The following is a 26,789-nucleotide window of genomic DNA, read 5'->3' on the forward strand; positions in this document are numbered from 1 at the left end:
GGAAGGGGGCACAGCGTGCCCCCGACGCGATCAATAGAGGGATTCGGGCAGTCTGAACTGGCTGAACAGACCGCCGGTGAAGGGGTTTTGCGCGCTGTCGGTGTAGACGCGATAGGTCATGGCCCCCTGATCCACCGGGAAGCGCACATCGAAGGTGGCGTCATTGACCTGGGTCAGCTCCCCCTTGTCCATCAGGCGGAACATGGCCCAGGGGCCGACGAAGCCTTCGCTGCGCGGTGAACGCTCGCGGGCGGCCGGCACCAGGGTGATCTTGCTCTCGGCCCCGTCGCGCATGGTGTTGGGCCACACCAGCGGGATCTTGGTACGGCGGCCATGGGCATATTCCAGCAACTGGCCATCCAGGTTCAGCACGCTGCGCCGCTTGTTGGCGGTGAGCTCGATGGGCTCGAGGGCGAACTGCACCTCCAGGTTGCCCTGCTGGCTGAAGAAGATCTGACGGATGCGGGCAGCACGGTCCAGCTGCTTGACCAGCTCGGCCTGGATGGGCGAGCTGAACTCCCCTTCCATCAGGCCGCTCTCCACCATGGGTTTGAGGTTGACCTGATAGAAGCTGTCCAGCGTCCCGCCCGGCGCAAAGAAGCGCTCCATCTCGGAGAGGGGCACATCCTTGTTCGAGCTCGGATCAAACGGATAACGGCCGGCCAGCTGGCTGTTGAAGGGCGCCAGCACCTTGTCCTGCCACTCCTGGTTGAGGGAGGACATGGCCAGGTCGATCACCAGCCGCGAGCTCTGCTCGGAGAGCTGACCCACCCAGCGATCGAGCGGGGCCGGCAGGCTGCGGGCATATTGCTGCAGGGCGAACACCGGATCGGCGTACTTGTTGGTCATGCGCAGCTGCACCGCTTTCAAGGCGGACTGACCCGGCTCGGTGGCGTTGACGATGAGCTCCAGGTAGTGCTGCAGCTCCACCAGCTTCTGATTGACCTCGGAGATGAGCGGCCCCTGCTCGCCGCGACCACTGAGCGCCGCGTTGGTAGCCATGAAGGGACGACCGATGCGGGCGCTGATGGCCTGAGCCGGGTCCCCTTCCACGTCGGAGATCTTGCGAATGCGGGTGTTGTCATCCAGCGAGGCCAGCACCCGCTGGAACGGCTGATCGTTGCCGGTGATGGCGGCAAGCACGTCCAGCGCCTGCTCAGGGCTCTCCAGGGTTTGCACATCCAGATTGGTCAGCAGTTTTTGCCACTGGTTGACGTAATCGGTGACGTAACGGTCGTTGACCTGACGGGTGATCTCCTTGCGATCCGCCTCGCTCAACTGGCTCAGCTTGCGCTGGCCCAGCACCCAGGCATCCATCGCGGTGAGATCGATGAGGGCCTTGTCTTGTTTGAGGAAGAAGTCGTTGAAACCGGGCCAGGTGAGCAGCCGCGGCACCTGACCGGCGTTGTCGCTGCGCAGGGCAAACACGGTGTCGAAGGTGGGGCCCACCTCGTCACGCACGTTGAGATCCGGCGGCAGCACGTCGTTCGCCTTCACCACCAGGTTCTGGTAGACCCGCTGATACATGGGCAGCTTGCCGAGCTCGCGCTGGGCACCGTAGACCGGCTCCTTGAAGGGCACGAAGGCGGTGATGGCGGCCTGATCCCGCTCGGCCCTGGCGCCATACCAGTTGGTGTGATCGAGGGCATAGTCCAGGTGCCCCATCAGCTGCTCCTGTACCGCCCCCTGCCCCGGGAAGGCCTTCTGCCAGCGGCTCGCCATGTACTGCGCCACCAGCTCCTTGTTGCGACCGGAGGCATCGTCCAGCATCCGCATCACCCGCAGGATGGCAAGCTTCTCCTCGCTCCCCGCAGGCGCCTGGTTGAGATCCTCAAGCAACCCCTGCATCTGGGCCGGCAGGAAGCGCAGGCTCAGCAGTTGCAGGTAGGAACCCTCCACATAGGGACCAATTTCGTCCCCCTGGTAGAGGCCGAGGTCGGCCACCAGCGGCATGCGCTCGCGGTAGTTACCAAAGGAGAGGGTCGCCTCGCGAATGAGGTTGAGGCGCGGCAGCTGGCTCACCCCGAAGGCGTGGGCATCAGCCACCTCGTTGGTCTCCATGAAAGCCTGAGCCTTGGTCAGTACGTTGCGGCCCGCCTCCTCGTTGACCCGGTAGAAGTAGTGCCAGCCACCGATGAGAGCGGCCGAGAAGAGCGACAGGCAGCTGAGGCCGATGGCCATGCGGCGCCGGCGATAGAGGGTGTGCAGCCGGTTCTCGCCGGCCAGATGGGCCTCCGGGAAGATGATGGAGGAGAACAGCTGGCGCACGAAATAGGTGTTGGACTCCCCGCGCAGGGCCGAGTGGATGGGATCTGGCAGGTTGTAGCGGCGGGAGGCTGCCTGGGCAAACGCATCGAACGGCACCCCTTGCTGATAGACGGAGCTGACATAGACCCCGCGCACCAGCAGCGGCTTGCTCTCCTCGATGGCCAGGGTCTCGGCCAGCAGGCTGGTCACGTAATCCTTGAGGCCCGCCAGCTGGCGCACGAACGAGAACAGCGCGTTGCGCTGGGCAGCATCGAGCCGGCTCAGCATCAGCTCGGGCAGATTCTGGTTGAGGTTGTCCACCCACTGATCCCAGAACAGGGCCAGATCCTGCTGCCAGTCGGCCCCCGGCTTGAAGGTCACCCCCAGCACGGCCTCGCGGGCCTCCTTGTCGAGCTGCTGGTAGATCACGTCAAAGCCGCGCAGCAGATCGAGCTTGGTGAAGGTGACATAGAGCGGCAACCGGGTATTCATGGTGGCCGACACCTCCTGCAGGCGCGAGCGCATCAGCTGGGCATAGGCCTTGCGCTCGGCCACGCTGGCGTGGGAGAGCCAGGCCAGATCCACGGTCAGCACCAGGCCGTTGAGGGGCTGGCGACGACGGTGTTCATTGAGCCAGCCAAGCAGGTGCAGCCAGAGCCGCTCATGTTTGCGCGCCTGCGGATCCAGCTCGGCTTCGCTCTGGGAGAGCAGTACCCCGGCCGGATCCAGCATTACCGCCTGTTCCCCCAGCCAGCAATCCACCAGCTGATCCTGCGCCACGTCGCGCAGTTCGGTATCGAGTCTCGGGTTAAGCTTGTTGGCCGGGTTGGCGCGGTGAATGAGGCTGCTCTTGCCGCTGCCGGGCAGGCCCAGCACCAGATACCAGGGCATGGCGTAGAGCGCCCCCTTACCCAGATGGGTATTCAACGCCTGCAGCCAGCGATCGAGGAACAGCGCCTGCCTGTCGATGAGCCCCTTGACCGGGTCCTGCTCCAGCACCTGTTCGTGCTGACGCTCGGCCTTGAGTTGCTGCATCTTGCGCCACACCCGCCAGGAGACCACCCCCAGCAGCAGCCAGAGCCAGAGCAGGGTGAACACCACCCGCCCCCACAGCGGCTCGAACGGCTTGGCGCCGCGCAGCTCGAGACGAGGGCCCAGCCACCACACCAGGATGAGGGCGAGCACCCAGAGCACAGCACCGAGCAGGGGCCAGGAGGGTTTCAATTTCGGCAGCTGTTGCCGCAGAAAAGTAAAAATGGTTTTGAACATAAAATGTGATCCAACTCCGACTCAATGACTCATTTCGGCACTCATTTCGACAACGGCGCCGCCAGGCTCTCCAGGCGGTTGACCAGCCCGGGCTCCCAGTGCGACAACCCGAGGCGACTGGCCTCTTGCCACAAGTGTTGATAGTGCTGGCGCGCAAGCGCCTCCATGCCTTCCTGCGCCAACAGCTCCGCCTGCACCAGCAAGGCGTGGAAACGATCTCTTGGCTCTTTCAACTGCGCAATCCGCTCATCGAGCAGGGCGAGCGCCGCCGCAACCCCCTGCTCGCCATGGCGCTGGGCGACCTCCTCGGCCAGCCCTGTTTCGCCACTGCCGGCACTGCCGCCCTTGGCCGGTTGCAGCCAGCGGCTGCACTCGGGGGAGAGAAACGGCGAGCCGTCGCTGAAGGCGAGCTCCCGCAGGGCCGGCAGGCGCTGCAGAAAAGTCCCGAGCTCCTCGGCGATCGCCTGGGCCACAGCTCCAAAGCCGAGTTTCTGGGCCACCTCGGCCGAGAGCCTGTGCCCCTCGAACCAGTAAGGCGCCAGGGTCAGGCTCTGCTCGATGCGCTGCCAGAGCCCCTGATCAGGGGCGTTCATGGCGGCGCGGTACTCATCCACCATGTCCGCCGACATGGGCGCCAGCGGGGTTTTATTGCCCGCCCCGCTCATGGGAACCGCCGTGATCCCGGCCCAGACGGCATGACGGCGCAGCCGATAGCCCACTGCCGCCTCCGGCTGGCGCTCGATCAGGAGCTCCGCCACCTTGAGCTGAGTCTGGCGCCAGGCGCGATCGTTGGAGCTGTCGACATCGATGCCGGCACTGCCGCCACCACCGCTGAGCAGCATGGCGCCGCTGGCACTCGGCCCAGCCGCTGTCGGGTTGCCCGCTGCCGCCGCGCCGCTGCTCTGGGGCTGCCCGGCGGCATTGGCCTCGGCCTGTGCCACCTGCTGGCGCTGGGCCCGCTTCAGTCCCATCACCAGCGGGTCGAGCAGTTCCCCCTTGTCGGGACACTGCGCCAGCCAGACCTGCTCCAGCTGCTCGGCCTGGGCCAGCAACTGGGCCAGCTCGGCTGCCGAAGCGCTCTCGCAAATACGCGGCAGTGCCCCTTCGAAGCGCTTGACGATTTGCACCATCAGCCGCTGTTTCTGGCTGGCATTGCCGGGCCAGGCCAACAGCCAGTAGGCCTGGATCCAGGCCTCCAGCAGGCTGATCGCCGCCCCCAGCGGGGTCGCCTTGGCCGGGTGCTGCAGGCAGCGCAGCAGCTGGGCCAGCACCCGCATGTCCTTGGTACGGCTCTCCAGCAACCCGAGGCAGGCCTCGGCCACCGCATTGAGATCGACCTGGCTGTGAGCGAGGGAGCCCAGCTTGACCAGCTCGGTCTCCACATAGTCCCAGCGCGGCTCATCGGCCAGCACCGCGCCTCTGATCTGTTCATCCGGCAGGCTGGTGAGCAGGCGTGCACACCAGGGGTGTTGATAGCTCATCTTCCCCCCTACCAACGGCACTGCTGACGCAGCGGTGCCAGCGCCTCTTTCAGGCCGCTCAAATCGACCCGCAAGAGGGCACCGTTGTCGGCCCGCACCTGCAGCTCGCGATGGCCCAGCCAGCGCTTGAGCTCTTCGATGGCGGGCAGACCGCGGCCATATTCCAGCAACAGACCCTGATCCCGAATAAACCAGCTCTGGGAGCCGGCACTCGGCTGACCATCCAGCGCGACCTGCACCTTCTCGCCGCTCCAGGGCTGATCCAGCCGCAGCCGGATATGGGTGATGCTGTCGACGCAGCCGATGGAGAGCGTCGCCCCACGCAGCGCCGGACGGGTCAGGGTTTCACTGCCGCGCGCCTCATCGCTTTGCAGGAGGAAGGGGGCGCTCTCTGGCGTGCGGGCCTGCTCCTGGGCCCAGATGGCCTGCCAGGCCGCCGATTTGGGGGAATCCCCTTCGGTGGCACTGACCGCTCCATTGCCGATGGCGTCGTAGCAGGCGAGCCGCACCAGCGGCGAGGGCTCCTGCCGGCAGGCCTGCCAGCGCGCCATGTCCAGCGGTGCCTCGGCCGCACTGGTGGCCAGCAGCAGAGGCAATAGGGCGATGACGCTCATCAGTTCACCTCCAGTTTCTGGCACTTGTGATCCAGGGTGCGCTTGGGAATGTTGAGACTCTCGGCCACCAGCATCCGGTTGCCGTGGAAGTGGCGCAGCCGCGCCTCGATGACGGAGGCCTCGTACTGCTGCATGGCCCGGCGCAGATCGCGGATATGGTTGTAATCGTCCATGTAGCCGGGCAACTCGACGCAGACCCGCTCGCGCAGCTCTGGCGGCAGCGCCTCCAGCCCCACCTCCTCCCCGGAGCGGGTATGGGCACAGGCCACTTCCAGCAGGTTGCGCAGCTCGCGCACGTTGCCGGGGAAGTCATAGGTCTGCAGCTGTTTCAAGAACTTGCGCTGCAAGCCGGCGAGCACCTTTCCATCCTGGGCGGCAAACTGGGCCATGAAGTGCTGGCACAAGAGCGGTACATCCTCGATATGCTCGCGCAGGGGGGCGATCAGCAGCAGGCACTGACAGAGACGGTGGTAGAGGTCGGCCCGAAACCGCCCATCCTCCACATGACGGGTGAGTGGCTGGTGGGTGGCGGCGATGAGGCGAAAATCGGAGTGATACTCCTGCTCGGCCCCGAGCGGCCGGTAACTGCGGGTTTCCAGCACCCGCAGCAGCTTGGCCTGCATGGCGGCGGGCATGTCCCCCACTTCGTCCAGAAACAGGGTGCCGCCGTTGGCCTGAGCCACCAGCCCGGTCTTGTTGGCTAGGGCGCCGGAGAAGGCCCCCTTCTGGTAGCCGAACAGCTCGCTCTCGATGAGGTTCTCCGGGATGGCGGCGCAGTTGATGGCGACAAACGGCTTGTTGGCGCGATCCGAGCACTGGTGCACCAGCCGTGCCACCACCTCCTTGCCGCTGCCGGTCTCACCCTGGATCAGCACGGTCAGCTTGTGCTGGCCGGCCTGGTTTATCTGCTCGCGCAGCCCGCGGATCACCGCCGACTGGCCGACCAGCTGATCGCCGAGCAGCTTCTCGTGCTGACGCAGCCGCTCCCCCTCCCCCTTCATCTGGCGCAGGGAGTCGCGCAGTACCCCCTGATCCCGTCGGCTGCGGCCGAGATCGCGAATGAGGGTGAGCTGGTTGCAAAAGACCTGGGAGAGCTGGGCCAGCTCGGGCCCCTCGGCCCAGGCCCGCAGCACCTCCCCTTCATCCATCAGGGCCAGCACGGCAAACGGCTTGCCGTTGCCATCCAGCAGCGGATAGGCGTGCAGGCCGCACTGCTGGCCAAGATCGGCCAGCAGTGCGCGAAAACCGGCGTGCTCGATGCGGGCACCGCCGTAGAGGGAGTCCCAGGTGCGGGACTGAGCCTTGTGCAGTACATAGGCCAGCGGGTGGGAAAAATCGTCCACCGCCAGCCCCAGCGTCACTTCCTTCCCCCTGACCCAGCCTTTGCATTCGAGCTGACGGCCACTCACATCCAGCATGCCGAGCAGCAGCCCCTTGGGCTGGAAGCTGGCATGAAGGGTCGAGCTCCACCAGTGGCACAGGTGCGGCTCATCGCGCTGGGCGGTGAGGGCCAGGGCAAATGCGAGGGCTTGCTCCATACTCAAGCCCCCACCTCGGCCACGAACTGGTGATCGGCCACGGAAAAGTGGACGCGCTTGATGGGTTCACCGGCCGAGAGGCGCTGCAGCAGTTGCAGGGAGACCGGCGGCAGCAGGGCACCATCGATGACGGATTCCAGCATCCGCGCGCCGTTCTCGCTGCGATTGGCCCGCAGCAGGATCTCCTCGGCCACCTCGTCGTCCAGCACCACCTCGGCGCCGAAGCGCTCCTTGAGCAGCTTGACCAGCCGGTTGAGCTTGCCGCCGACGATCTGCACCAGGGTATCGTGACCGAGCGGCAGGTAGGGGATCACCTCCATCCGTGCCAGCAGCGCCGGCTTGAAGAAGGCGGCGAGCTCCGGATAGAGGGCATCCAGCAGCACGTCAGGCTGCTCGGCGTGATCGACTATGGTCTGGAAACCGAGGTTGGAGGTGAGGAAGAAGACCACGTTCTTGCAGTCGATGATGCGCCCTTCCCCATCCGCCAGCTCGCCCTTGTCGAACGCCTGATAGAAGAGGTTGAGCACGTCCGGGTGGGCCTTCTCTACCTCGTCCAGCAGCACCACGGAGTAAGGCTTCTGCCGAATCGCCTCGGTCAGCACGCCCCCCTCACCGAAACCGACGTAGCCGGGCGGCGAACCGATGAGACGGGAGACGGTGTGCTTCTCCTGATACTCGGACATGTTGATGGTGGTCAGATACTGGCGGCCACCGAACATCAGCTCGGCAATCTGCAGCACGGTTTCGGTCTTGCCGACCCCGCTCGGCCCCACCAGCAGGAAGGCGCCGAGCGGGCGGCCGGGACGGCGCAGATCGGCACGGGCGGTGAGCAGGTGCTTGTGCAGGTGGGCCACCGCCACATCCTGCCCCTTGATAAGCTCGCCGAGGTATTCCGGCAATCGGGTCACCACGTCCAGCTCCCCTTGCGAGATGCGATTGAGGGGCACCCCGGTCCACTCGGCGATGACGGCAGCAATCTGGGTCTTGTCGACGTGAGCTGAGACCAGCACTTCTCCTTGCTGCAGCTCGGCCAGCTCGCGCTCGAGGGTGGCCAGCTGCTCGGCAGCGGCCTGCGGATCGAGCGGCACGTCGGCGAGATCCAGCGCCTCTCTGGCCAGCATCTCATCCTGCTGATCGGCCAGCAGGGCCGCACGCAGCTCGACAATCTGGTGCACCAGCCCCTGCTGTTGCTGCCAGCGGGCCTCCTGCTCGGCCAGCTCTTCACGGCAAGCCTGCTGGGCCGCCTGCAGTTCGGCCAGGCGCTCTGCGTTGTCACCGAGGCCGATCAGGCTCTGGCGCTCCAGCTGGCGGATCTCCAGCTCGCGCTGGCGCAGCGCGTTTTGCAGGTGGCTGACCGCGCGTGGCGGCGTGGTGAGGTTGATGGCCACCCGGGCACAGGCGGTGTCGAGCACGTCGATCGCCTTGTCCGGCAGCTGGCGGCCGGAGATGTAGCGGGCGGAGAGCTGGGCGGCCGCCTGCAGTGCCTCCTCGTCGATCAGTACCCCGTGGGCCTTCTCGTAGATGCTGCGCAGGCCGCGCAGGATCACGGTGGCCTCGTCGGCATCGGGCTCACCGACCTTCACCAGCTGGAAGCGGCGCGACAGGGCCGCGTCTTTTTCCACGTATTTCTTGTACTCGCCCCAGGTGGTGGCGGCGATGGTGCGCAGCTCGCCCCGGGCCAGCGCCGGCTTGATGAGGTTGGAAACATCCAGCCCGCCAGCCTGGTTGCCGGCCCCGATCAGGGTGTGCGCCTCGTCGATGAACAGGATGACAGGTTGCACGGCGTCCTTGACCTCCTGCATCACCCCCTTGAAGCGTTTCTCGAACTCCCCCTTGACCGAGGCGCCGGCCTGCATGGCGCCAAGATCCAGCGTCATCAGCTCGACCCCGCGCAGCTTTTCGGGCACCTGACCCGCCACCATGCGCAGGGCCAGCCCCTCGATGAGGGCGCTCTTGCCGACACCGGCCTCCCCCACGACTATGGGGTTGTTCTTGCGACGACGAGAGAGGATGTCGATCATCAGGTCGATTTCGTGATCCCGGCAGAGCACGGGATCCAGGCTGCCCTGACGGGCCTGTTCGGTCACGTTGACGGTAAAACGGGCCAGCAGGCTGGCATCGGCCGGCAGCGCGGCCTGGGCTGTCTTGCCGCCGGGGGTAGTGGTCACTTGCGTCTCGGCGGACTCCTTGACCCACTCGTCAAACTGCTGGCGCAGCAGCTCGCGATTGACCTTGGCGAGCAGGCGGGTCACCGAGCCCGGCAGGTAACGCTGCGGGGTCATCAGCAGCACCAGCAGCATGACACCGCTGCGCAGCTGGGCATGTTGCAACTCGGCGGAGGCGAGCAGCCAGCTGTCTTGCAGCCACTCCACCAGCATGGGCGAAAAGGAGGGGTAACCCTGGCCATAACCATTGTCAGCCGGCGAGGGTTGCAGCAGGGCCTTCAGCTCTTCAACGTCGACCTCGGCCACCTTCAGGATCTGGCGCACGTCGCTCAGCGGGGTCTCCAGCATCTTGAGCAGCAGGTGCTCGATGCGGATCTCGGCTCCCTGGTGATTGACACAGAGGGCCGCAGCCTCCTCCAGCATGTGACGGCAGATGGGGTTGAGTCTTTCCACCAGTACCGGTAGCTCTATACGAATCAAGGCGTGCTCTCCTTAGTATTTTATTTTAATAATTCGCCCAGTTGACGCAGAACGTCCTGGGTCTGGTTATTGAGTTGGTGGTGATAGAGGCCGAAGATCAGTGCCAGGATCAGCGCCCCGCCCATGAACAGGCTGCGCAGGGAAACCTGCTTGCGCAGCTGATAGCGGGAGGCCTGCTGCCCCAGATCGAGGTGAAACACGCTGGGCGCCTCGCCACCAGCCTCGGGGGCCAACTGCTTGTGCAGCTGGCGCACGATGCGTTCGAACTCTTCCCGCCCCTGGCTCATCACCTTGTAGCGCCCCTCGAAACCGAGGCAGAGGCACAGGTAGATGAACTCCAGAATGTCGCGGTAGCGCACCGGGTCTTCCTGCAGGCGGGCCAGCAACACGAACACCTTCTCGCCGCCCCAGGTCTCGTTGTGGAAGCGGGCCAGCAGGGAGTGCTGGGACCACTCGCTCTGGCTGCCCCAGTCGCGCCCCATCACGGCCTCGTCGATGAAGGTGCAAAGGATGTAGCGAAACGACAGCACCACCCCGTTCTCGTAACCCTGGGCCATCAGCTCCTGTTCGATGGCCTGGATCTCGGTCACCACCCGCTGGTAGAGCTCGGGCACCTGGTCATAGCGCGACAGCAGGCGCACCCGCTGCACCAGCCCCAGCAAGGGGGTCACCGCGTCGATCATCGGGTTGATGCTCTGGCCGCGCAGGCGGAACCAGTAGTCCGAATCCATGTCCAGCTGCTCGGCGTGATCGAACAGCAGGTCGCTGAGTTGCTCGTTCTTGATAATGTCCGTGGTCATCTCTGCTTATTCCTTGGTGCGATCACTGGCTGCGAATGGCCCAGAGCTGCATGTCGAGCTCGGGGAAGTCGCCGGCAATGTGGAAGGCGAGGGTGTTGCTGACCGCCAGCATCTGCCAGGCCGGGCTCTGCCGATCGAGCTGGAAGTAGCTGTAACCGGCGTGATAGGGCAGCTGGCGCGGCGCCACCGGCAGCGGCAGCAGCGGGATGCCCGGCAGTTGCAGGCTGATGAGCTCGCGGATCTTGTCGCTGGAGGCCACCTTGGTCTGCTGCAGCAGCTGCTTGCGCAACTGCTCCTGCGGCATGCGGGCGCGCACCGCCAGCACGAAGTCGGCGCTTTTCATCAGCTCGCTCTCGTTGACCATGGCCACCATGATGCCGTACTGGTGCTTGCGCAGCTGGATGGAGACGGCGCGCGGCGACAGCACTGTACTGAGCGCCTGGCGCAGTGCCAGCATCACCGGCTCGAAGCTCACCTGCTGATCGTCGTGACGATAGGCGGGAAACTCTGGCGGCAGGCGGGACTCGTCAGTGAAAGTCATCAGTTCGCCACAGAGCTGCACCAGCGACTCGTGCAGCCGCTCCGGGTGCAGGGTGCCCAGGCGCGCCAGATGGGAGAGCTGGGGCTGAGCCCGGTTCAGGAGCTGCAACATCATGAACTCGGCCACGTCGGCCACCCCTTGCTGACCGGGCGCCGCGATGCGCTGGGAGAGGCTGCGGGCCCGCTCGGCCACGAGGCCGGCCGACTCGCCGAGGAAGCGCTTGAGGGTCGGGATGGCGGAGACGCTGATACTGCAGGGCATGAAGTTGGGATCCAGCACCAGACCGCCGTCCGGACGCTTGTCCAGAATGCGGGCAATGGCGAGCGACGCGTAGGCGCTGCGATCTTCGCGCTCCAGCATCAGCCGCAGGCTGACCCGCCCCACTTCGAGGGAGACCACGTCCCCCCCTTCGCTGTGCAGATCGCGCACATCGTGGCGATGGGCCTGCAGCCGGGTGGCCACCTGGCCGCCCTGCCCCACCTCGTTGACGCCACTCACCGAGAGCGGCAGCGCCAGATAGACCTTCTGGTTGGCCACCGAGGCGTCGGTGATCTCCAGCGGGGTCGGCAGCATGTCGTCGTTGGGGATGTTGAACACGGTTCCGTCCGGCAGTATGCCGGTAGCTCCCACCAGGGCGATGCGGCCAAAGCCGAGGTAATCCTCGTTGATGGCGAGCGACTGCAAGCCGTAGAAATAGTCGGACAGCGCGCTCAGGCGAGCGTGCAGCGCGTAATCCGAATGCCTTTGTTGTTGCTGGAAGTGCTGGGGCTTGATGAACAGCCCCTCACGCCAGATAACCCGATTTCGACTCGACATGGTTATTCTTCTTCTTTTTGCAGTTCCACTTCATCCAGGCGCAAGTGCACCAGGATTTGATAAGCCGCGCCCTTGCTCTTGATCTTGATGACCTTGCGCCACTCGGCGCTGTCCGGGTCGGCGTAGCGTGCGATCACGCCGATGTAACGGGTCTTCTCGTCGAGCTTGACGGGGGGCAGGTATTTGAACTGGCCCGGCAGCAGGGTGTAGTCCTGATGGTCGAGGTAGTTCTTGCCAAGGGCCTTCTCGACATCTGCCGTCACCTGGTCGTAGTCGGTGGCAAGCAGCTTGGAATCCTCGGCCAGCAGCACCACCTGAAACTCTATAGGTGCCGCCTCCCCGCTCTCGTTGGGGTTGACATCAGGCTCCGCCAGCAGGCTCAGTCCCAGGGTGGAGGGTTGACTGTCATTGCTGCCCACCTGGATATCCGGGTTCATGGCGACGTCGGCCATCTTGCCCATGGTGGTACAGCCAGCCAGGGCCAGCAGCGCGGCGCCCAGCATCAGCGCACGTATCATCAAATCAGTCCCTGTTGCTGACGCACGGCCTGGTCATAGGCCTGGGCATACACCTGGTGGAACAGCTTGTCGAACCCCTGCTGGCGGGCGGAGGTGAGCTCGCGGTAGTAGTGCTGGTACATGTTCCAGGCCCAACCTTCATCGGCCATGCCCGACGCGCCACTGCGGCGGTATTGTTCGAACCGGCCGATCAGCGCCTCGGGCGAGAAGGCTTGCAGAATGCTGTCCAGCGCCGCACCGATGGCCTGCTGGTTTGCCACGTGGTGGATGCGCACATTGTGTAGGCTCTCGGCCACCGCCGCCGGCGCACTCAGGTGGACTGGGCTCTTCTGCTCGGCAAACAGCACCGCCAGGGTCTCGTCATAGTCAAGGCCCAGGCGCAGCGGATTGTCCTCGATGGGGCGCAGGTGCTTGTCCGCCAGCGCCGCCTGTTCGGTTTGCAACTGCAGCAACCCCTCCACCATGGCCCGCACCGTCTTGCCCATCTCTTCGAGCATGTCGTGGGCCTGCTGGGTGTCCTGCAGTTGTAAGGGCTGACCCAGGCCGCGCATCAGCGGGGTCAGGGCCACGTGATCGACGCCGTCCAGCGACAGCTGATAATCGGGGTGGTTCTCGATGCTGGGCATATCCAGAAATTCTTGGTTCATGGTGTTCTCGACAGCAGAAAAGGGGGCAAGGGGGGGAACGTCCACATCCGGCTGTGAACGCGGTGAAGCCTGCAGGCGACTATCCGCCAGCGGGCCATCCGTCGGCACGCCAGCTGTTGGCAAGCCATCCATCAACGAATTGGGGGTCCGGCGCTCCTGTTGCAGTGCCAGCAGGGGATCGGCCGCCAGGGTACGCGGATCATCGGCCCGGGCGGCGGGCTCATCACCGGTCAGCCACTCGTCGAGCTGCTCGGTGGCACGATTGCCCAGCACCTGCTGCAGGCTCTGCTCCGGGGTAATGGCCCCCAGGTAGGTACGCAGCCGGAATGGGCCGACGATGAGCTCGTCCCCCTGTTCCAGATGCACCTTGCGGGCCCGCCCGATGGGTGAGGTGGCGCCATTGATGTAGGTCTGGCCGCTCAGATCGCACAGGCAGAAGCGGCCATCGTTGAGCTCGATGCGGGCGTGGGCGGGCAGCACGGCCCCCAACCTGTCCCGCAGCTGCCAGTCATCCTGCTCGGAGGCGCCCAGGGTCCCCCCCATCTCGTCGAAGCGGTACTGCACCTGCTGGCTGCCGTCGAGCTGTTCGCTGTTGAGCACCACCAGGGAAAGTTGCTGGTTAAAATCGTCCACGGTTACTCCTGCACTGATCTCTGTACTTAAATGTTCCGCGCAGCTTATTTCTGCACTTATTCCTGTACACAAATGGTCACAAACGGATCTCTTGGCGGCTGACCGAGAAAGGTACTCCACCCCAGACGGGCACTCTGCTCCTCACCGAGTCTCAGTCCCTTCGCCTGCTCCTGGCCGAAACCCAGCCGCAGATCCCAGGCCAGCTGATCGCGCAGGATGAAGGAGACGAAGGTCACCAGGGCGTGGAAGTGCTCCCCGTTCGGCAGAAACCCGAGAAACTGGCCAAAACTCAGGTTGTTGATCTTCAACAAGAACTTGCCGGCACAGTCGTTCACCTTGTCGCCGATAACAAAGTCATCCCCCAGGGTGGAGCCAGCCCCGCCGAGGCGGTTCTGCTGATCCTGATGAATAGGCACCTTGCGCCACTGCCAGGCGCTCACCTCCACGTCCGCCAGATCGAAACAGTGGGCCACCAGACCAGCCACCACCTCGGGGGAGCGGCTGGGGCTCGCCAGCATGCCCGCATAGGAGAGCATCTTGGCCCGGTTGACCGGCAGGCTCTGGCAGACCGCCTCGTTGCCAAGCCCTACCAGGGCAAACATCAGGCGGGAGAAACCATCCTCGCCGTTGTCCTGAAACCGGACGTGGTAGCGATACTTGCGCCAGATCCGGTGCAGCAGGGTCAGCAGGCGGTGATGGAAGAAGTCCAGGAACAGGCCGAGCTTCTGCTCCCCCTGGGCGTACTCCCACGCCAGCGAATCGAGGTAATAGCCGGGCATCGGCGACTGGCTGCCGTGCAGGCCGAGAAAGGCCACCTCCAGCTCGTGGCGGCCCTGTCCGTCCCGGCCAATCTGCAACACGTCGCTGGTAGGGAACCCCAGGGAGGCGGTCGCCTTGAAGCGGATGTTCTCGTCACCGGGCAGGTAGTCGAGCCCTCGCTCCTGATCGGCACCATCCAGCCGGTTGAGCAGCTCAACCAGCTGGAAGAAGTTGAAGCGGGGCGCGTCCTTGCCGGACGTCACATCAGGGAGTGCTGACCGATCTGGACTGGCCACTGATAGCGCTCCTTGTTGTCGAGATTGACCACCTCAAGCAGGTGGAAGGCGTTGACGCTGGCATACAGCGAGAAGAAGTGGGCCAGCACGGTGCTGAACAGATAGAGCTCCCCTTCGCTGCCAAAGGCGGACTGGCGGATGGAGAGCACCGACTTGAGCCCCCGCACCGGCATGCCGCGCACCAGCCGGTCCACCGGCTTGGTCTCGATCTCCTCGATCCCCGCCAGCCGCTTGCGCGAGGCCTGCTCTGCCTGCTTGTCGTGCAGCGCCGGAAAATCGTAGGTGCGCAGCACCTGCACTAGGGCATCGCGGCGCAACAAGGAGACATAGTTGAGGGAGAGGTTGGAGATCAGCGTCCAGTGCAGACTGCCGTCCAGCGCCGGGCGCAACGGCCGGGTCGGTCGGATCAGGTTGCGGAAGGTGGCAAACGAGGGCGAACTGCCGGTCGGTACGCAGACGCTGCCCACCTTGAGGCGGGCGGCGCGGGAGCGGTTGGTGCAGGTGAGCGTCACCGAGATGGATTCATCCAGTTCGACCGTGGTGGTTTCATCCCCGCGCACGAACGAGAGACTGTGCTCGAAACCATCCCCGCTCACCGCCTCCTTGACCCGCACCCGGTAGTAGAGCGCCAGCCGCTGCTTGGCCCGCTCAATCTGGTGCTGGAAGCTCTCGAACGGCTGATAGATGCGCGGCGTGCCGCGGGAGCGACCGAGGTTCCCCTCGACCCAGCCTTCCACCTGATCCACCGAGAAGATCTCGAAGCTGTCGGCGTGGCGATAGCTCGCCTTGAGGGGGTACTCCGCCTGGCGGCCATTCAGATTGACCGGCTCGCTGTCGTGCTGGAACAGGTTGATGGCCGGCACGCAGTTGAGCATGAAGGAGTCGGGACGGATCTTGAGCTCTGCCGGCAGCGGCCGGTCGAAGCAGAAGTGCACCTTGAATTCGCTCACCGGCAGCGGCTGTTTGGGCCAGTCGCCACCGGCGAGTTCGAAGAAGAGGAAGCTTTCCGGGAAGCAGAAATACTCCTGCAGGATCCGGTAGCCGGAATAGACGTTGTTCGGATAGGGCAAGAGCGCATCACCGCGCTCGAAGCCGACCGGTTTGAGGGCCTTGGCCTCCTGACGAAAGCGCTTGCCGTCGATCTCGAGCTCGATATGGGAGAGCTGGTTGGAGAGCCAGAAGTAGAGCTCATAGGCGGTGTAGCTGTCGCCACCGAGGAAGAAGCGCAGCTTGTCCAGCTGCAACTCGCTGAGCGGCAGAGGGGCATGCAGGGCGATATCCAGCGAGATGGTGGAGAGATCGTTGCCGCTCTGGGCGGCAATATGACGGATATCGGCCGGATAGACCCAGGTATCGTGACAGGTCTGGAAATGGCAGGTCACCTCGTCCATGGGCAGGCTGTCGAGCTGGCAGCCTTGCCTGACCAGCGCCGGCTGGGCGATGGCCCCCGGAATGACCGAAAACTGCATGATGGTCATGCTGGGCACGGGACGCAGGTAGTTGGGCCAGAGCATGTTGAGCAGACCGTGGGTCAGCTCGGGAAACTCATCCTCAATCTTGGCGCGCAGGTTGCCCGTGAGGAAGGCGAATCCCTCCAGCAGGCGCTCCACGTCCGGATCGCTATTTTGCTCCGACAGAAAGCGGGTGAGCTCGGGATGGCTATCTGCAAATTCGCGCCCTTGCAGGCGCAAAAATGCCAGTTCATCCCTGAAGTAATGTTCCAGCGACATTGATCAGACCATGCGGTAGTGACGATGACTGTCCATATGGACGTTGAACGAGGTAACTTGCTCGATATGCTCCAGCCGCACGTGGGCCGTCACCTGAAACGACATCTCAAGCGGGCTCGCCTGATAGTCCGGTGAACGAACATCCACATGGATGATCCGCGGTTCATAACGGCGGATGCATTGCCGGATCGCTTCCCGGATCCGCCCCTTGATATCCGCACTGCCCTGGGTCGCGTCATTGAGATCAATGACCCCCAGATCGGGTGCACTGCGGCAATTGCCGGGACGGGTGTTGAGGATCTGGTCGAGCTGCCGTTTGACAGACTCGACCAGTTCATCAACTTCCGAACGAGGGGAGGAGCCAAGCCCCTCCCCCCGGATGCGATCAAACAGGCTGGCCGCATTTCCTCTATCCCAGGAAGAGAGATGCGGCATCGTGCCTTATTCCTTGTCCAGTCGACCTACCAGAGAGAGCTCGAAGCTCGCCCCCATGTACTTGAAGTGCGGGCGCACGGCCATGGCAACCTGGTACCAGCCCGGCTCCCCTTCCACATCCAGCACCTTGATCTGGGCAGCGCGCAGCGGACGGCGGCTACGTACGTCTGCCGGCGGGTTCTCCTGATCGGCAACGTACTGCTTGATCCAGCCATTCAGCTCGCGTTCCAGATCCTGACGCTCCTTCCAGGAGCCGATCTGCTCGCGCTGCAGCACTTTGATGTAGTGCGCCAGGCGGTTGATGATGAACATGTAGGGCAGCTGGGTTCCCAGCTTGTAGTTGGTTTCCGCTTCTTTCCCTTCCTTGGTGTTCGGGAACACCTTGGGTTTTTGCACCGAGTTGGCGGAGAAGAAGGCGGCGTTGTCGCTGTCTTTACGCATGGTCAGGGTGATGAAGCCCTCTTCCGACAGCTCGTATTCACGACGATCGGTGATGAGCACCTCGGTCGGGATCTTCGCCTGCAGCTGGCCCATGGCTTCATAGACGTGTACCGGCAGATCGTGGATGGCACCACCACTCTGCGGGCCTATGATGTTCGGGCACCAGCGATACTTGGCGAAACTGTCGGTCAGGGAGGTGCCCATCAGATAGGCGGTGTTGCCCCACAGATAGTGGTCGTGATCCGAGCTGATATCTTCCTGATAGTTGAAGCCCTTGATGGGGTTCTCGGTCGGGTCGTAGGGCAGACGCGCCAGGAAGCGCGGTGCGGTCAGCCCCAGATAACGGGCATCTTCCGATTCACGCAGGGAACGCCACTTGGTGTAGGCCGGGCCTTCGAAAACCGATTTCAGATCCTTGATGGAAGGCAGATCGGTAAAGCTGTCGACACCGAAGAAAGCGGGTGCGACGGAAGAGATGAACGGCGCATGGGCCATGGCGCCCACCGCGCTGACATACTGCATCAGCTTGATGTCGGGGGAGCTGTGGGTAAAAGCGTAGTCACCGATCACTGCGCCGACGGGCTGACCACCGAACTGACCGTAGCCAGTCGAGTAGACATGCTTGTAGAGACCGGACTGGGTGATTTCGGGTGAGAACTCAAAATCTTCCAGCAGCTCTTCCTTGGTGGCATGCAGCACCTGGATTTTGATGTTCTCGCGAAAATCGGTGCGATCCACCAAAAGCTTGAGGGAGCGCCAGGAGGACTCCATCTCCTGCAGCTCCTTGGCATGCAGGATGACGTCCATCTGCTTGCTCAGCTTCTTGTCGAGCTCGACAATCATGCTGTCGACCAGCGCCTTGTTAACCGGCTCACTGGTAGTACCGCTGTCCAGGATGTTGGCGATCAGGGCTGCAACCCCCTGCTTGGCAACGCTGTAACCCTCGTCCACCGGGGTGATACGAGCCTGCGCCATGATTTCGTCCAGCAAGGACGAGGAGGCTGCACTCGCCCCCGCTTGAACCTGTTCTTCGACCAAAGACATGTTTGTTCCTTTCTCGTTCAGTCAATCCAACCCGGCGATCACTCGGCAGGCTTAATCAAATCCAGCTCCTTGAGCAGCTGCTCACGAGCATCATCACTGGACAGCAGATCCTGCAAACGATTGCGGAAGGCAGGGATATTACCCAGCGGTCCCTTCAGGGCAACCAAGGCCTCACGCAGTTCCAACAGCTTGCGCAGCTCGGGCACTTGCTGTGCCACGCTGTCAGGGGTGAAGTCTTCCAGAGACTGGATCTTGATCGAAACCGGCAGCTCATCCTGGCTATTCTCTTCCAGACGATTGGGAACGGAAAACTTCAGTTCCAGCGCGGATTCTTTCATGACAGACGAGAAGTTATTCTTGTCGATGGAGACGGTCTGACGCTCCTCGATCGGAGTGTCTTCGGTACGACCCTTCATATTGCCGACCACCATCATGGTCAACGGAAGCTCTATTTCCGCCTGCTGACCACCGGTTGCCGGTACATATTTGATGTTGATACGTTCTTTGGGCGCAACAGTGCCGCCGTCAATTCCTTTTCCCATGCTCTAAATACCAAGTTAAAGGTCAACAAAGACCCTAAAGCTTATAGCCAATGCACATACCAACAACTGTCAAAAATGACAGTTGACTGAACTCACTGACGGATTAAGTGAGTAGTTCATCAGCTGACGATGCGTCTCCGATATACAAAAGCAAAAGCTCTAATAATCAAAAACGCAGTATGCATCTTGTTATCTATACAATCCGATTTTGCCTCTACTCTTTGTTAGAGGTCATATTGGCCCTAGAGCCATTTGCGCCGCATGGTATATGCGTGTAGCACAGATAGTCAATTGATTATTTCTCAACGAAGAAGAGCAAAAAGAAAAAAGAAAAGCAAAAACAACAAGTTAATGCAAAATCACAATGCCTTTGCGTGATGTTTTAAAATACACCCCATATCCTCCACGCTCTCAGAAAAACATATTCCAGAGTCATTCACTTTGAGCGTTAGTGATTCATGCATTTCACCACGGCCCAATGCGACAATGATTGTCGTAACCAGACATGGATATGTAACAAAAAATTACCGCTCAAGAACGAAAAATCCCTTCATCATGCAAAACAATGAAGGGACTGGAGAACATAATATGCACGACGATATCACCAGGATAAGGCGGCTTATATCAAGCACTCTGGATCATCGACCGTTCAGGTAGATTGTAAATCTCATCATTGTTGACAAGAAACAGACTAACTGTTCAATTTCTTCCCTTTGGCAAGCGCTACAAACCAATGCAGAGCCAGTTTTTGCCCTGCGCTCTTCTCTTTTTCAGTCATACCTTTTTCAAGCTCGTCACGTGCTTCAGAAGCCTCACTGTTTCCATCCGTGGCAGCAAGCAGATACCATGCATAGGCATGCAGTCTATTGCGTGGAGCTCCCAACCCCTGCTCTCGCATCATACCCATGCGGTATTGAGCAGATCGGTGCTGAGCATTGGCGGCCTGTCGATACTCTTTAAGCGCCTGCGGGTAGTCTTCCTTGCCGCCCAATCCCAGCCGTAGCATCTCGCCATAGGCATAGTGAGCATCGACGTTGCCCTGTGCTGCTGCCAAAGCAAAATACTGGCGTGCTGTGACGAGATCTCCTTGCTCTTGCTGCCATTGCGCCAATGCCAGCTGAGCTTCGCTGAATCCCCCTTCTGCGGCACGTGTCAACCAATGTTCTCGCGCGACGCTATCGCTCTGTTGCAGGCTCAATTGATATTCTGCCTCGTGGGAACCACTGCCCGCGGCCAGCTCCAGCCAATAGCGGCCAAGCGCAAGATCCTGGTGAACCTGTTTGCCGACCAGATAGGCTTGCCCCAGCCACAACTGGGCCGGTGTAGAGCCCGCATTGGCGGCTCGCTGATAAAGGCTGGATGCCTCTTCAGAAGGCGCCTTGCGGGCCAGCACCAACAAGGCATCCGGCTGTTGCTGCGCGGCTGCTTTCTCATACCAGTGCAAAGCAAGATCGGAGCGCTTGCTCACCCCCTTCCCTTGCTCATAGCGAGCACCAAGCTGATATTGAGCATCGCGATTACCCTGCTCTGCGGCCTTCTCCAGCCACTTGACGGCATCTTCATCGGCCCCAGCCTGGCCTGCATACCACTGCCCCAGAACCAACTGGGCATTCGCATGATCGCGCTTGGCAGCCTGCTCGAACCAGTCGAGGCACTCACTGACCAGCTTGTCCTTGTGCCGTTGCCGGCAATCCTGACCCAACTGATAGCTGGCTTCGGCATTGCCCAACTTGGCTGATTTTTGCCACCATTGCGTGGCCAGCATGGGGTTCTTTGGTTCCCCCAACCCTGCCTGATACCAACTCCCTACTTGCAGGGCTGCCTTTCCCCGCAGTCCGGCATCAGCCGCCAACGGACCGGATTGCTCGACCACCTGCTTCATCCAGCGCATCGCCTGCGGGTAATCGGGCTTGGCCACCAAACGATTGGCCAATTCATATTGGGCCTTGCCCTGCCCTTGTTGTGCGGCTTGCAAGAGTTCGGATTCCGTCTGTGACGTCGTGGTTGTACAAGCGGCCAGCCAATGGCTCGCCAGCACCAAGCATAATGTGCGGTATGTCATCATTGATATCTGCGACTAATTAAGATGGGTGGGAGAACTGCATACATGACATTTTCTAACTACTTTCTGTATTTACTATTTCACGTTGGCTCTGTTTCAATAAATACCGGTATAGGGCTTTTTCGGTTGATACAAGGCGCTATTGTTCGTTCACATGTTCCAGCTTGACCATAGCCAAACCCAGCTTGCGCCCCTCGTTTAACAGTTTATCGAGAACATCCGTTCGACAAATAAACCCTGTATATTGATCTGCATCTATATCCCAAAGCACGACTGCATATCCTCGCGCTTGCAGCCATAAGTCATAAAGCACCAACAGGCGCCAAACCGATGTATCCTCACCCGGTTCGGAGCAAATAAAATGTTCCTTGATACCGTGAATATCCGCCAATGCGTTGCCCTGCAACTCAACTTCCTCGACGTCTCGCCAGTCAATATTGAGACACACCCAATGTTCATCAGAGTTGAATTCAACAAGTGCTGACACAATGCCACCCTGTAGCTCATCGGTATGGGTATTCATCAGCGCGTTCAATCTGCCGACTCTGATCTCTTCAGGCAGAGGAGATAGTAAAATTGATAGAAGCCATTTCTTTCTTCGTCTTTCGACATAGACCATGGGAATCAACAGGGGTGACAAGATAATGACGGATAGGAGCAGAAATAGTTTTTTTATCGCCTTCACCTTTCTTTCCCGATTGTTTCATACAGAGCCAAAGGGGCCAAGCAATACCACGGCAGCACCAAAACGATGTTCGGTTCGCGATGTATCGATCACGCAGACAATGCATGATCGATACACTGCGGACTACTCCTGTACCCAGAACAACATGTCATCCTTGTTGACATGGGTTTGGGAAGGTAAGCGCTGCCCTTTGCGAAGCTGCCACTGCTCATCGGTCAGGTTGCAGCGCCAGTTGCCATCCTGCTCCACCACGGAACCCGGCATGGCAATAGGATGTTGGGCTACTCGCAATGCCTGCCATTTCTCTGCAATACCATTGGCTCTGGCATAATCGACCAGATCCTTGGGGTAATAGCGCATGTCTCGATAGCTGCTGTCATCCAGCTCATAAAGCAGGGTGACCAGCGCCGCTTCAAAAGCCCAATAGCCAAAGTAGATGGCATGCTTTGCCTTGTGCCTGTCGTGCCAATAGCACTCTTTACACCCCTTGTACCATCCTTTGAGATATTGCTTGATGCTCGCCTGACGCTCAACCTTGGTGGGATTCACATCATCTCCCTTGATGGCATCAAATAGCGGGCGGTACACCTCTGGAATATAGGATTCTGGACCTCGAGGGAAGCCAAGATAACCCAAGCGGGCCAACAGTACGCTCCACAGCGGGTCGTCGTCCCCTTCCGGATTCTTACTGATATAACGCACCAACTCGGGCAATATCTCATCCTGGCCATAGAGGATGCTTAATGAGAGCATCCAGAGCAGATATTGATAAGCATCTTGCTCCCAGTAATAAAACTGTTCATCTGGAAACTCTTTTTTATGGCGTAAAAACTCTTTAGTGACGACGCCTAGCTGAGCAATAACCTCTTCATGAGAGACTCCGCCAGAATAAAGCAAGATCAGATGTTCAAGATTATCCATAAACATGCCCGCACTGGCACCAGAGCGAGTAGGCAATCCTGCTGGGTCACTCCAGCGTTCATGGTGAGGATCATTTATCCAACTCCACCACTCCTGGTCAAAATAGAGCGATTCTTTGTAGTCTTCTAGCTGAACCAAGAAGAAATCCTCAGATAATAGTGGATCTCGACGCTGCTCAATAAACGAACTCATTCTCTACTCCTACTTGACCGGGATAGTACCGATAGCATCGGCATTCTTATTCAACTTGGTGATCTGAATCACCTCACCAGACTCATCGACGATCATCAACCAAGATTCATATTTTTGTTTTCTGATATCCGCCAATAGCTTTTTATCTGCTATTTCATCCGGTAATCGCCTTTCTATCCACAAATTGCTCATCTGCTTGCCCGACCCCTTGGTCATCGACAACAACTGGGTGCTCTTGGTGCCATCCTCGTCGATATACTCCCCCCCTGCCGTCCGAAACTTGGTCTCGGTCACCACGTAGGGAGGCGGAGGATTGGTGTTCTTGTAGATACCATCGATGCCCCGCCCTCTGGGCTTGTCATTCAGGCTACGTACCCGGCGATGTTCTGGCAACAGGTTCTCGAACTTGTGATTTGCCATCCAATTGTCGCTGATGATCTCGCCATAAATCCCTTTCTTCGAGCGGCTCAGGATCTTGAGCTCCACTTTGACCACATCATCCGGCAGCGGGTGGATAACGGTACCACCGGGCATGGCCTTGTAACCAGGGGCATGCTTGACCGCCTCTTTCTCCAATCCAGCGGCTATCTCATCGAGGGACTTGAGCACGGGCCCCATGGCGACAGGCAGCATCTGACCGGCCTGTGACTGCATCTGCAACACCAAACGCTGGGATTGCTCAAGCCAGATCCTGACTGAAGCAGGAGCCAATCCCTTTATCTTGCAGATCAAGCTGGTCAGCGACTTGACGGCATCGTTCAGATAACCCAGCAACACACTGACCGCAATCTGTCCCCTCAACCCACGGATCTGACCGGCAAATTCTTTTAGCACTTTGTCGAGGCGCGAGATACCCAGCACTTTCTTGACCTTGGGATCACTGAGAAACGTCAGCACGGGCGCCATTGCAGGTCTGATCGCCTTGGTGGCATCCCCACCCGCCTTGCGGACAAACAGGAAGATGATTTTCAACACCCCCTTGAGGGCTGAACCCAGCGACGGGATCAGCCCTATCAGGGTAAAGCTTAAGAAAACCCACTTATTCGGCTGCTTGGGATCACGGGAAATATCCCGAGCATTGGCAATCAGATCGCGACAATCCAGCACCTGGTCAACTACGGGAATGAGACCCAGCACCGCATTGGCGGCGATCTGTCCTGCGCTTTGATTGGGGTTGAAATCCCCCTGCAGGGCCTACCAGATCCACTGCAAGCTGGAGGCAACCCCTTTTTTGACGGCCTCAGCACTTTGTTTGACATAGGCAGCCCCACCGGAAACAGCCTGATCCAGGTGGTCATAGAGCTGCTCAAACAGATCGTTACCGAACATATCAGCCCTCGTCGCTCAGACTGTCGAGATGGCCGGTGAGGGCCGAGATGGATTCACGGGGCAGATCGACAAAATTGTCCTGCAGGTCATAGGTCACTGAAGCGGTGCCAGCAGGCACATCCTCGAGCAGCGCCATGCCATCACCATCCAGCGTGCCTTCCCGCACCGAACCATCGCTCAATACGGCCTTGTAGGGAGTGCCCGCCAGCGGCATCAGCTCGGAGTCGAGGTGATAGAACTTCATCCAGTGCGTGTGAGGGCTATCCAACATACCCTCAATACTCTTGGGTACCTTGCCAGCCCAACCGGATCCAGAGCCTGCATTGCCACCCGAGTTCATCTTGATGGTGGGCCCCACCAGGGTGACCCCCCCGCCATCGACCTTGATAAAACAGCCGTCGACCTTGACGGTAATTTCAGAACCTGCTTCCAGCACCACCTTGGCACCGGCCTTGACGTGCACCTCCTGCCCCGCCTGGGTGAGCCAGCTGTCACCCAGTTTTTGATGCATGGAGGTATCCACCGTCAGCGAGTAGTCAGCCTTGATATGATCCCGCCTCTCTCCTTCAACGGTCAGATGATCGTTGCCAAGACTGGGCGGAGCCCCCTCCTCACCCGGCACCTTTCTGACACGAGTCACCCGCTCGTTGTCGATGTCACGATGCTCGTCGTGTTTGATATGCCACGCCGCATCATTCTCGATAAGTACATTCAGGTCTTTCTGACCGTGGATATAAATCTCTTCCTGCCCCGCCTGGTCTTCAAAGCGCAGCTCGTTGAAGCCCTCCCCCTGATGGGTCTCGGTGCGCAGCACGGTGCGGGTCTTGTTGGCAGGCAGCTCGTAGGGCGGGCGGTTGGTGGCGTGATAGGTGCGACCGGTGACGATGGGCTGATCCGGGTCCCCTTCCAAAAAACTCACGATGACTTCGTGGCCGATGCGCGGGATGGCCATCATGCCATACTGACCGCCCGCCCAGTCCTGGGAGACCCGCACCCAGCAGGAGCTCTGGTCATTGGAGCTACCATATCTGTCCCACGGGAACTGCAGCTTCACCCGGCCGTGCTCGTCGCAGTAAATCTCCTCCCCTTCGGGCCCCACCACCATGGCGATTTGCGGGCCATCCACCATCGGCTTGTGAGGAGCCTCCGGGCTGCCGATGCGTGCCCGCCAAGTAGTGCTGGCTTTCACCACCCCAAATTCGTTGTGATAGACGGTCGGGCCGCTGCCCCCCTCCTCTTCCAGCGCCTGCGGCTGCAAGCCGGTGTGCTGGATGCGCACAATTTGCCAATCGGTGTTGAGGCTGCCGTTGGGGTGTTCGGTGAGGGAAAACGTCTGCCCCGGCTGCAAGGCGGCGCAGTTGGACTTAGCCTGGCCCGCCACCGCATCGTTGCGCAGCGCATCGAGCCTGTGCTGGGCAAAGGCCTTGCCGCTGCCATCCTGCTTGTAGCGACCCGGATAGTCGAAGTGCTGGTAGGTATCCCGTTGATGCTCGAGCTCTACGCCCACCTTCTTGTGGGAGAGACCGTAGGCCGGGGTCTTGAAGCTGTAGTCCTTGAGCTCAACGTCCGAGGGGCGTACCGCCTCCCGGTAATGGAACTGGCGGACATAGGGCCCCTGCTCGAGCGAGCGGTTGCCGAGGTTGAAGAAGAGCTCGGGGCCTTGAGTCAATGCCGCCGTATCGTCGGCAAACACGATGCGGTGCTTGCCCGCTTCAAACTCGTGGAAGTAGAACATCCCCTCTTCGGCGGCGAGCCGGTTCACGAAATCGAGGTCGGACTCGCGGTACTGAACACAATATTCCCGCTTGGCATGCTCGTTTTTCAGCGCAAACGCATAGTCGGTGATGCCGTGTTCTTGCAAGAGGATACTGAGGATTTCATCGGGCTTCTGCGCCTGGAAGATGCGGGAGTTCTGGCGAAGTGACAGCCGCCACAGGGCCGGCTGTACCATGAGCTGATAGCGGGTTCGGCGAAAACCGCTGTCCCCCTGCGTAAAGTCACTGGCCACCCCGCACACCCGGCGCTGCCGCTCGCCGTTGTACCACACCAGCAGCTCGCACGGCTGGTCCAGCACGGCGCCAACGTCGATGTCGGGCTGGGCACTCGCCAGCTCCAGGCGCAGGTTGAACGGCCGGTTGAGCGCTTCATCAAGCGCAAACTCGGCCACCACGAAGGTGCTCTCGGGCAGGGCCCCCACCTTGACGGTAAATTGTAATCCTGTGCTGTCTGCCATCGTTGCTCGCCCCTGAGATATCGTGCAGCCCCATCAGGCGGGGCACTTCAAGCCGTGTGAGAGATCCGCCTTCGCCCCGGTTTTTCTGACACCATGGCTACCGCACGCCCTTGACGGCGTGCGGCAAGACGTAAACTCGGATTTTTTCTTGTGCCCCCTCACCTCAGGCAAACGGGCAAAAGAAAAAACGCGTGTATTGAAACGGAGCGGGAAATGCCAGAAACGGCAAAAGGGCACCGCAAGCAGTGCCCTTTGACTGAGAATTACGCTTCGATCGGCGCGCGCCAGTCGTCCGCACCGGAGGTACCGGCAACGGTGTGCTCCCAATCGATCTTGCGATAGGCCATGGAGACCTGGATCAGCTGGGTGAA

The 26,789-nt window shown here is 60.9% G+C and carries 18 protein-coding genes and 2 pseudogenes; all 20 read right to left on the reverse strand.

The annotated features are described in order from the left end of the window. Positions 1-30: 30 nt before the first annotated feature. The gene (gene tssM / locus AB5Y98_RS04640) at positions 31-3,516 is read right to left on the reverse strand and encodes a type VI secretion system membrane subunit TssM (protein WP_368231422.1); all 3,486 of its coding nucleotides are present in this window, start codon (positions 3,514-3,516) and stop codon (positions 31-33) included. Positions 3,517-3,557: 41 nt separating this feature from the next. Next, a complete protein-coding gene (gene tssA, locus AB5Y98_RS04645; RefSeq protein WP_124250510.1) occupies positions 3,558-4,997 on the reverse strand; it encodes a type VI secretion system protein TssA in 1,440 nt (479 codons plus the stop codon). Positions 4,998-5,005: 8 nt separating this feature from the next. After that, the gene (gene vasI / locus AB5Y98_RS04650) at positions 5,006-5,611 is read right to left on the reverse strand and encodes a type VI secretion system-associated protein VasI (protein WP_124250511.1); all 606 of its coding nucleotides are present in this window, start codon (positions 5,609-5,611) and stop codon (positions 5,006-5,008) included. Continuing rightward, positions 5,611-7,149 carry a sigma-54-dependent transcriptional regulator VasH gene (gene vasH, locus AB5Y98_RS04655; RefSeq protein WP_368231423.1) on the reverse strand — a complete coding sequence of 513 codons (1,539 nt, stop codon included), beginning with the start codon at positions 7,147-7,149 and terminating at the stop codon, positions 5,611-5,613. The genes vasI and vasH overlap by 1 nt, the downstream gene beginning before the upstream one ends. 2 nt (positions 7,150-7,151) lie before the next feature. Continuing rightward, positions 7,152-9,794 carry a type VI secretion system ATPase TssH gene (gene tssH, locus AB5Y98_RS04660; RefSeq protein ID WP_368231424.1) on the reverse strand — a complete coding sequence of 881 codons (2,643 nt, stop codon included), beginning with the start codon at positions 9,792-9,794 and terminating at the stop codon, positions 7,152-7,154. Positions 9,795-9,814: 20 nt separating this feature from the next. Then, positions 9,815-10,594: a type IVB secretion system protein IcmH/DotU gene (gene icmH / locus AB5Y98_RS04665; RefSeq protein WP_017764291.1), complete on the reverse strand. Its 780-nt coding sequence runs from the start codon at positions 10,592-10,594 to the stop codon at positions 9,815-9,817. A gap of 22 nt (positions 10,595-10,616) precedes the next feature. Then, positions 10,617-11,951 carry a type VI secretion system baseplate subunit TssK gene (gene tssK, locus AB5Y98_RS04670; RefSeq protein WP_017764290.1) on the reverse strand — a complete coding sequence of 445 codons (1,335 nt, stop codon included), beginning with the start codon at positions 11,949-11,951 and terminating at the stop codon, positions 10,617-10,619. A 2-nt stretch (positions 11,952-11,953) separates the two neighbouring features. Further along, on the reverse strand, positions 11,954-12,469 hold the full coding sequence (gene tssJ, locus AB5Y98_RS04675; protein ID WP_005299990.1) for a type VI secretion system lipoprotein TssJ: 516 nt from the start codon (positions 12,467-12,469) through the stop codon (positions 11,954-11,956). Continuing rightward, on the reverse strand, positions 12,469-13,749 hold the full coding sequence (gene tagH / locus AB5Y98_RS04680; RefSeq protein ID WP_368231425.1) for a type VI secretion system-associated FHA domain protein TagH: 1,281 nt from the start codon (positions 13,747-13,749) through the stop codon (positions 12,469-12,471). Before tagH ends, tssJ begins: the two co-directional genes overlap by 1 nt. 56 nt (positions 13,750-13,805) lie before the next feature. Continuing rightward, positions 13,806-14,804: a type VI secretion system baseplate subunit TssG gene (tssG, locus tag AB5Y98_RS04685; RefSeq protein WP_124250516.1), complete on the reverse strand. Its 999-nt coding sequence runs from the start codon at positions 14,802-14,804 to the stop codon at positions 13,806-13,808. Then, positions 14,768-16,534: a type VI secretion system baseplate subunit TssF gene (gene tssF, locus AB5Y98_RS04690; protein ID WP_019840944.1), complete on the reverse strand. Its 1,767-nt coding sequence runs from the start codon at positions 16,532-16,534 to the stop codon at positions 14,768-14,770. The genes tssG and tssF overlap by 37 nt, the downstream gene beginning before the upstream one ends. Before the next feature lie 3 nt (positions 16,535-16,537). Then, positions 16,538-16,969, reverse strand: coding sequence for a type VI secretion system baseplate subunit TssE (gene tssE, locus AB5Y98_RS04695; RefSeq protein ID WP_368231426.1), 432 nt, complete (start codon positions 16,967-16,969; stop codon positions 16,538-16,540). Between the two features lie 6 nt (positions 16,970-16,975). After that, a complete protein-coding gene (gene tssC, locus AB5Y98_RS04700; RefSeq protein ID WP_005299978.1) occupies positions 16,976-18,454 on the reverse strand; it encodes a type VI secretion system contractile sheath large subunit in 1,479 nt (492 codons plus the stop codon). Between the two features lie 38 nt (positions 18,455-18,492). Then, entirely contained in the window at positions 18,493-18,996 is a 504-nt protein-coding gene (gene tssB / locus AB5Y98_RS04705; RefSeq protein ID WP_005299975.1) for a type VI secretion system contractile sheath small subunit, read from the reverse strand. Positions 18,997-19,687: 691 nt separating this feature from the next. Beyond that, on the reverse strand, positions 19,688-21,058 hold the full coding sequence (locus tag AB5Y98_RS04710; protein WP_368231431.1) for a tetratricopeptide repeat protein: 1,371 nt from the start codon (positions 21,056-21,058) through the stop codon (positions 19,688-19,690). Positions 21,059-21,197: 139 nt separating this feature from the next. Further along, positions 21,198-21,743 carry a hypothetical protein gene (locus AB5Y98_RS04715; RefSeq protein WP_368231427.1) on the reverse strand — a complete coding sequence of 182 codons (546 nt, stop codon included), beginning with the start codon at positions 21,741-21,743 and terminating at the stop codon, positions 21,198-21,200. A 123-nt stretch (positions 21,744-21,866) separates the two neighbouring features. After that, the gene (locus tag AB5Y98_RS04720; RefSeq protein WP_368231428.1) at positions 21,867-22,856 is read right to left on the reverse strand and encodes a PoNe immunity protein domain-containing protein; all 990 of its coding nucleotides are present in this window, start codon (positions 22,854-22,856) and stop codon (positions 21,867-21,869) included. A 9-nt stretch (positions 22,857-22,865) separates the two neighbouring features. Further along, positions 22,866-24,185 (reverse strand): annotated as a pseudogene (locus AB5Y98_RS04725) (type VI secretion system polymorphic nuclease effector). A gap of 1 nt (position 24,186) precedes the next feature. Then, positions 24,187-26,418 (reverse strand): type VI secretion system effector VgrG, encoded by a 2,232-nt coding sequence (vgrG, locus tag AB5Y98_RS04730; RefSeq protein WP_368231429.1) that lies wholly within the window; start codon positions 26,416-26,418, stop codon positions 24,187-24,189. A 263-nt stretch (positions 26,419-26,681) separates the two neighbouring features. Next, positions 26,682-26,789, reverse strand: a pseudogene (locus AB5Y98_RS04735) (type VI secretion system tube protein Hcp); the annotation flags it as partial.

Source organism: Aeromonas sp. s3 (genome assembly GCF_040907805.1).
Lineage (GTDB): Bacteria > Pseudomonadota > Gammaproteobacteria > Enterobacterales > Aeromonadaceae > Aeromonas > Aeromonas dhakensis.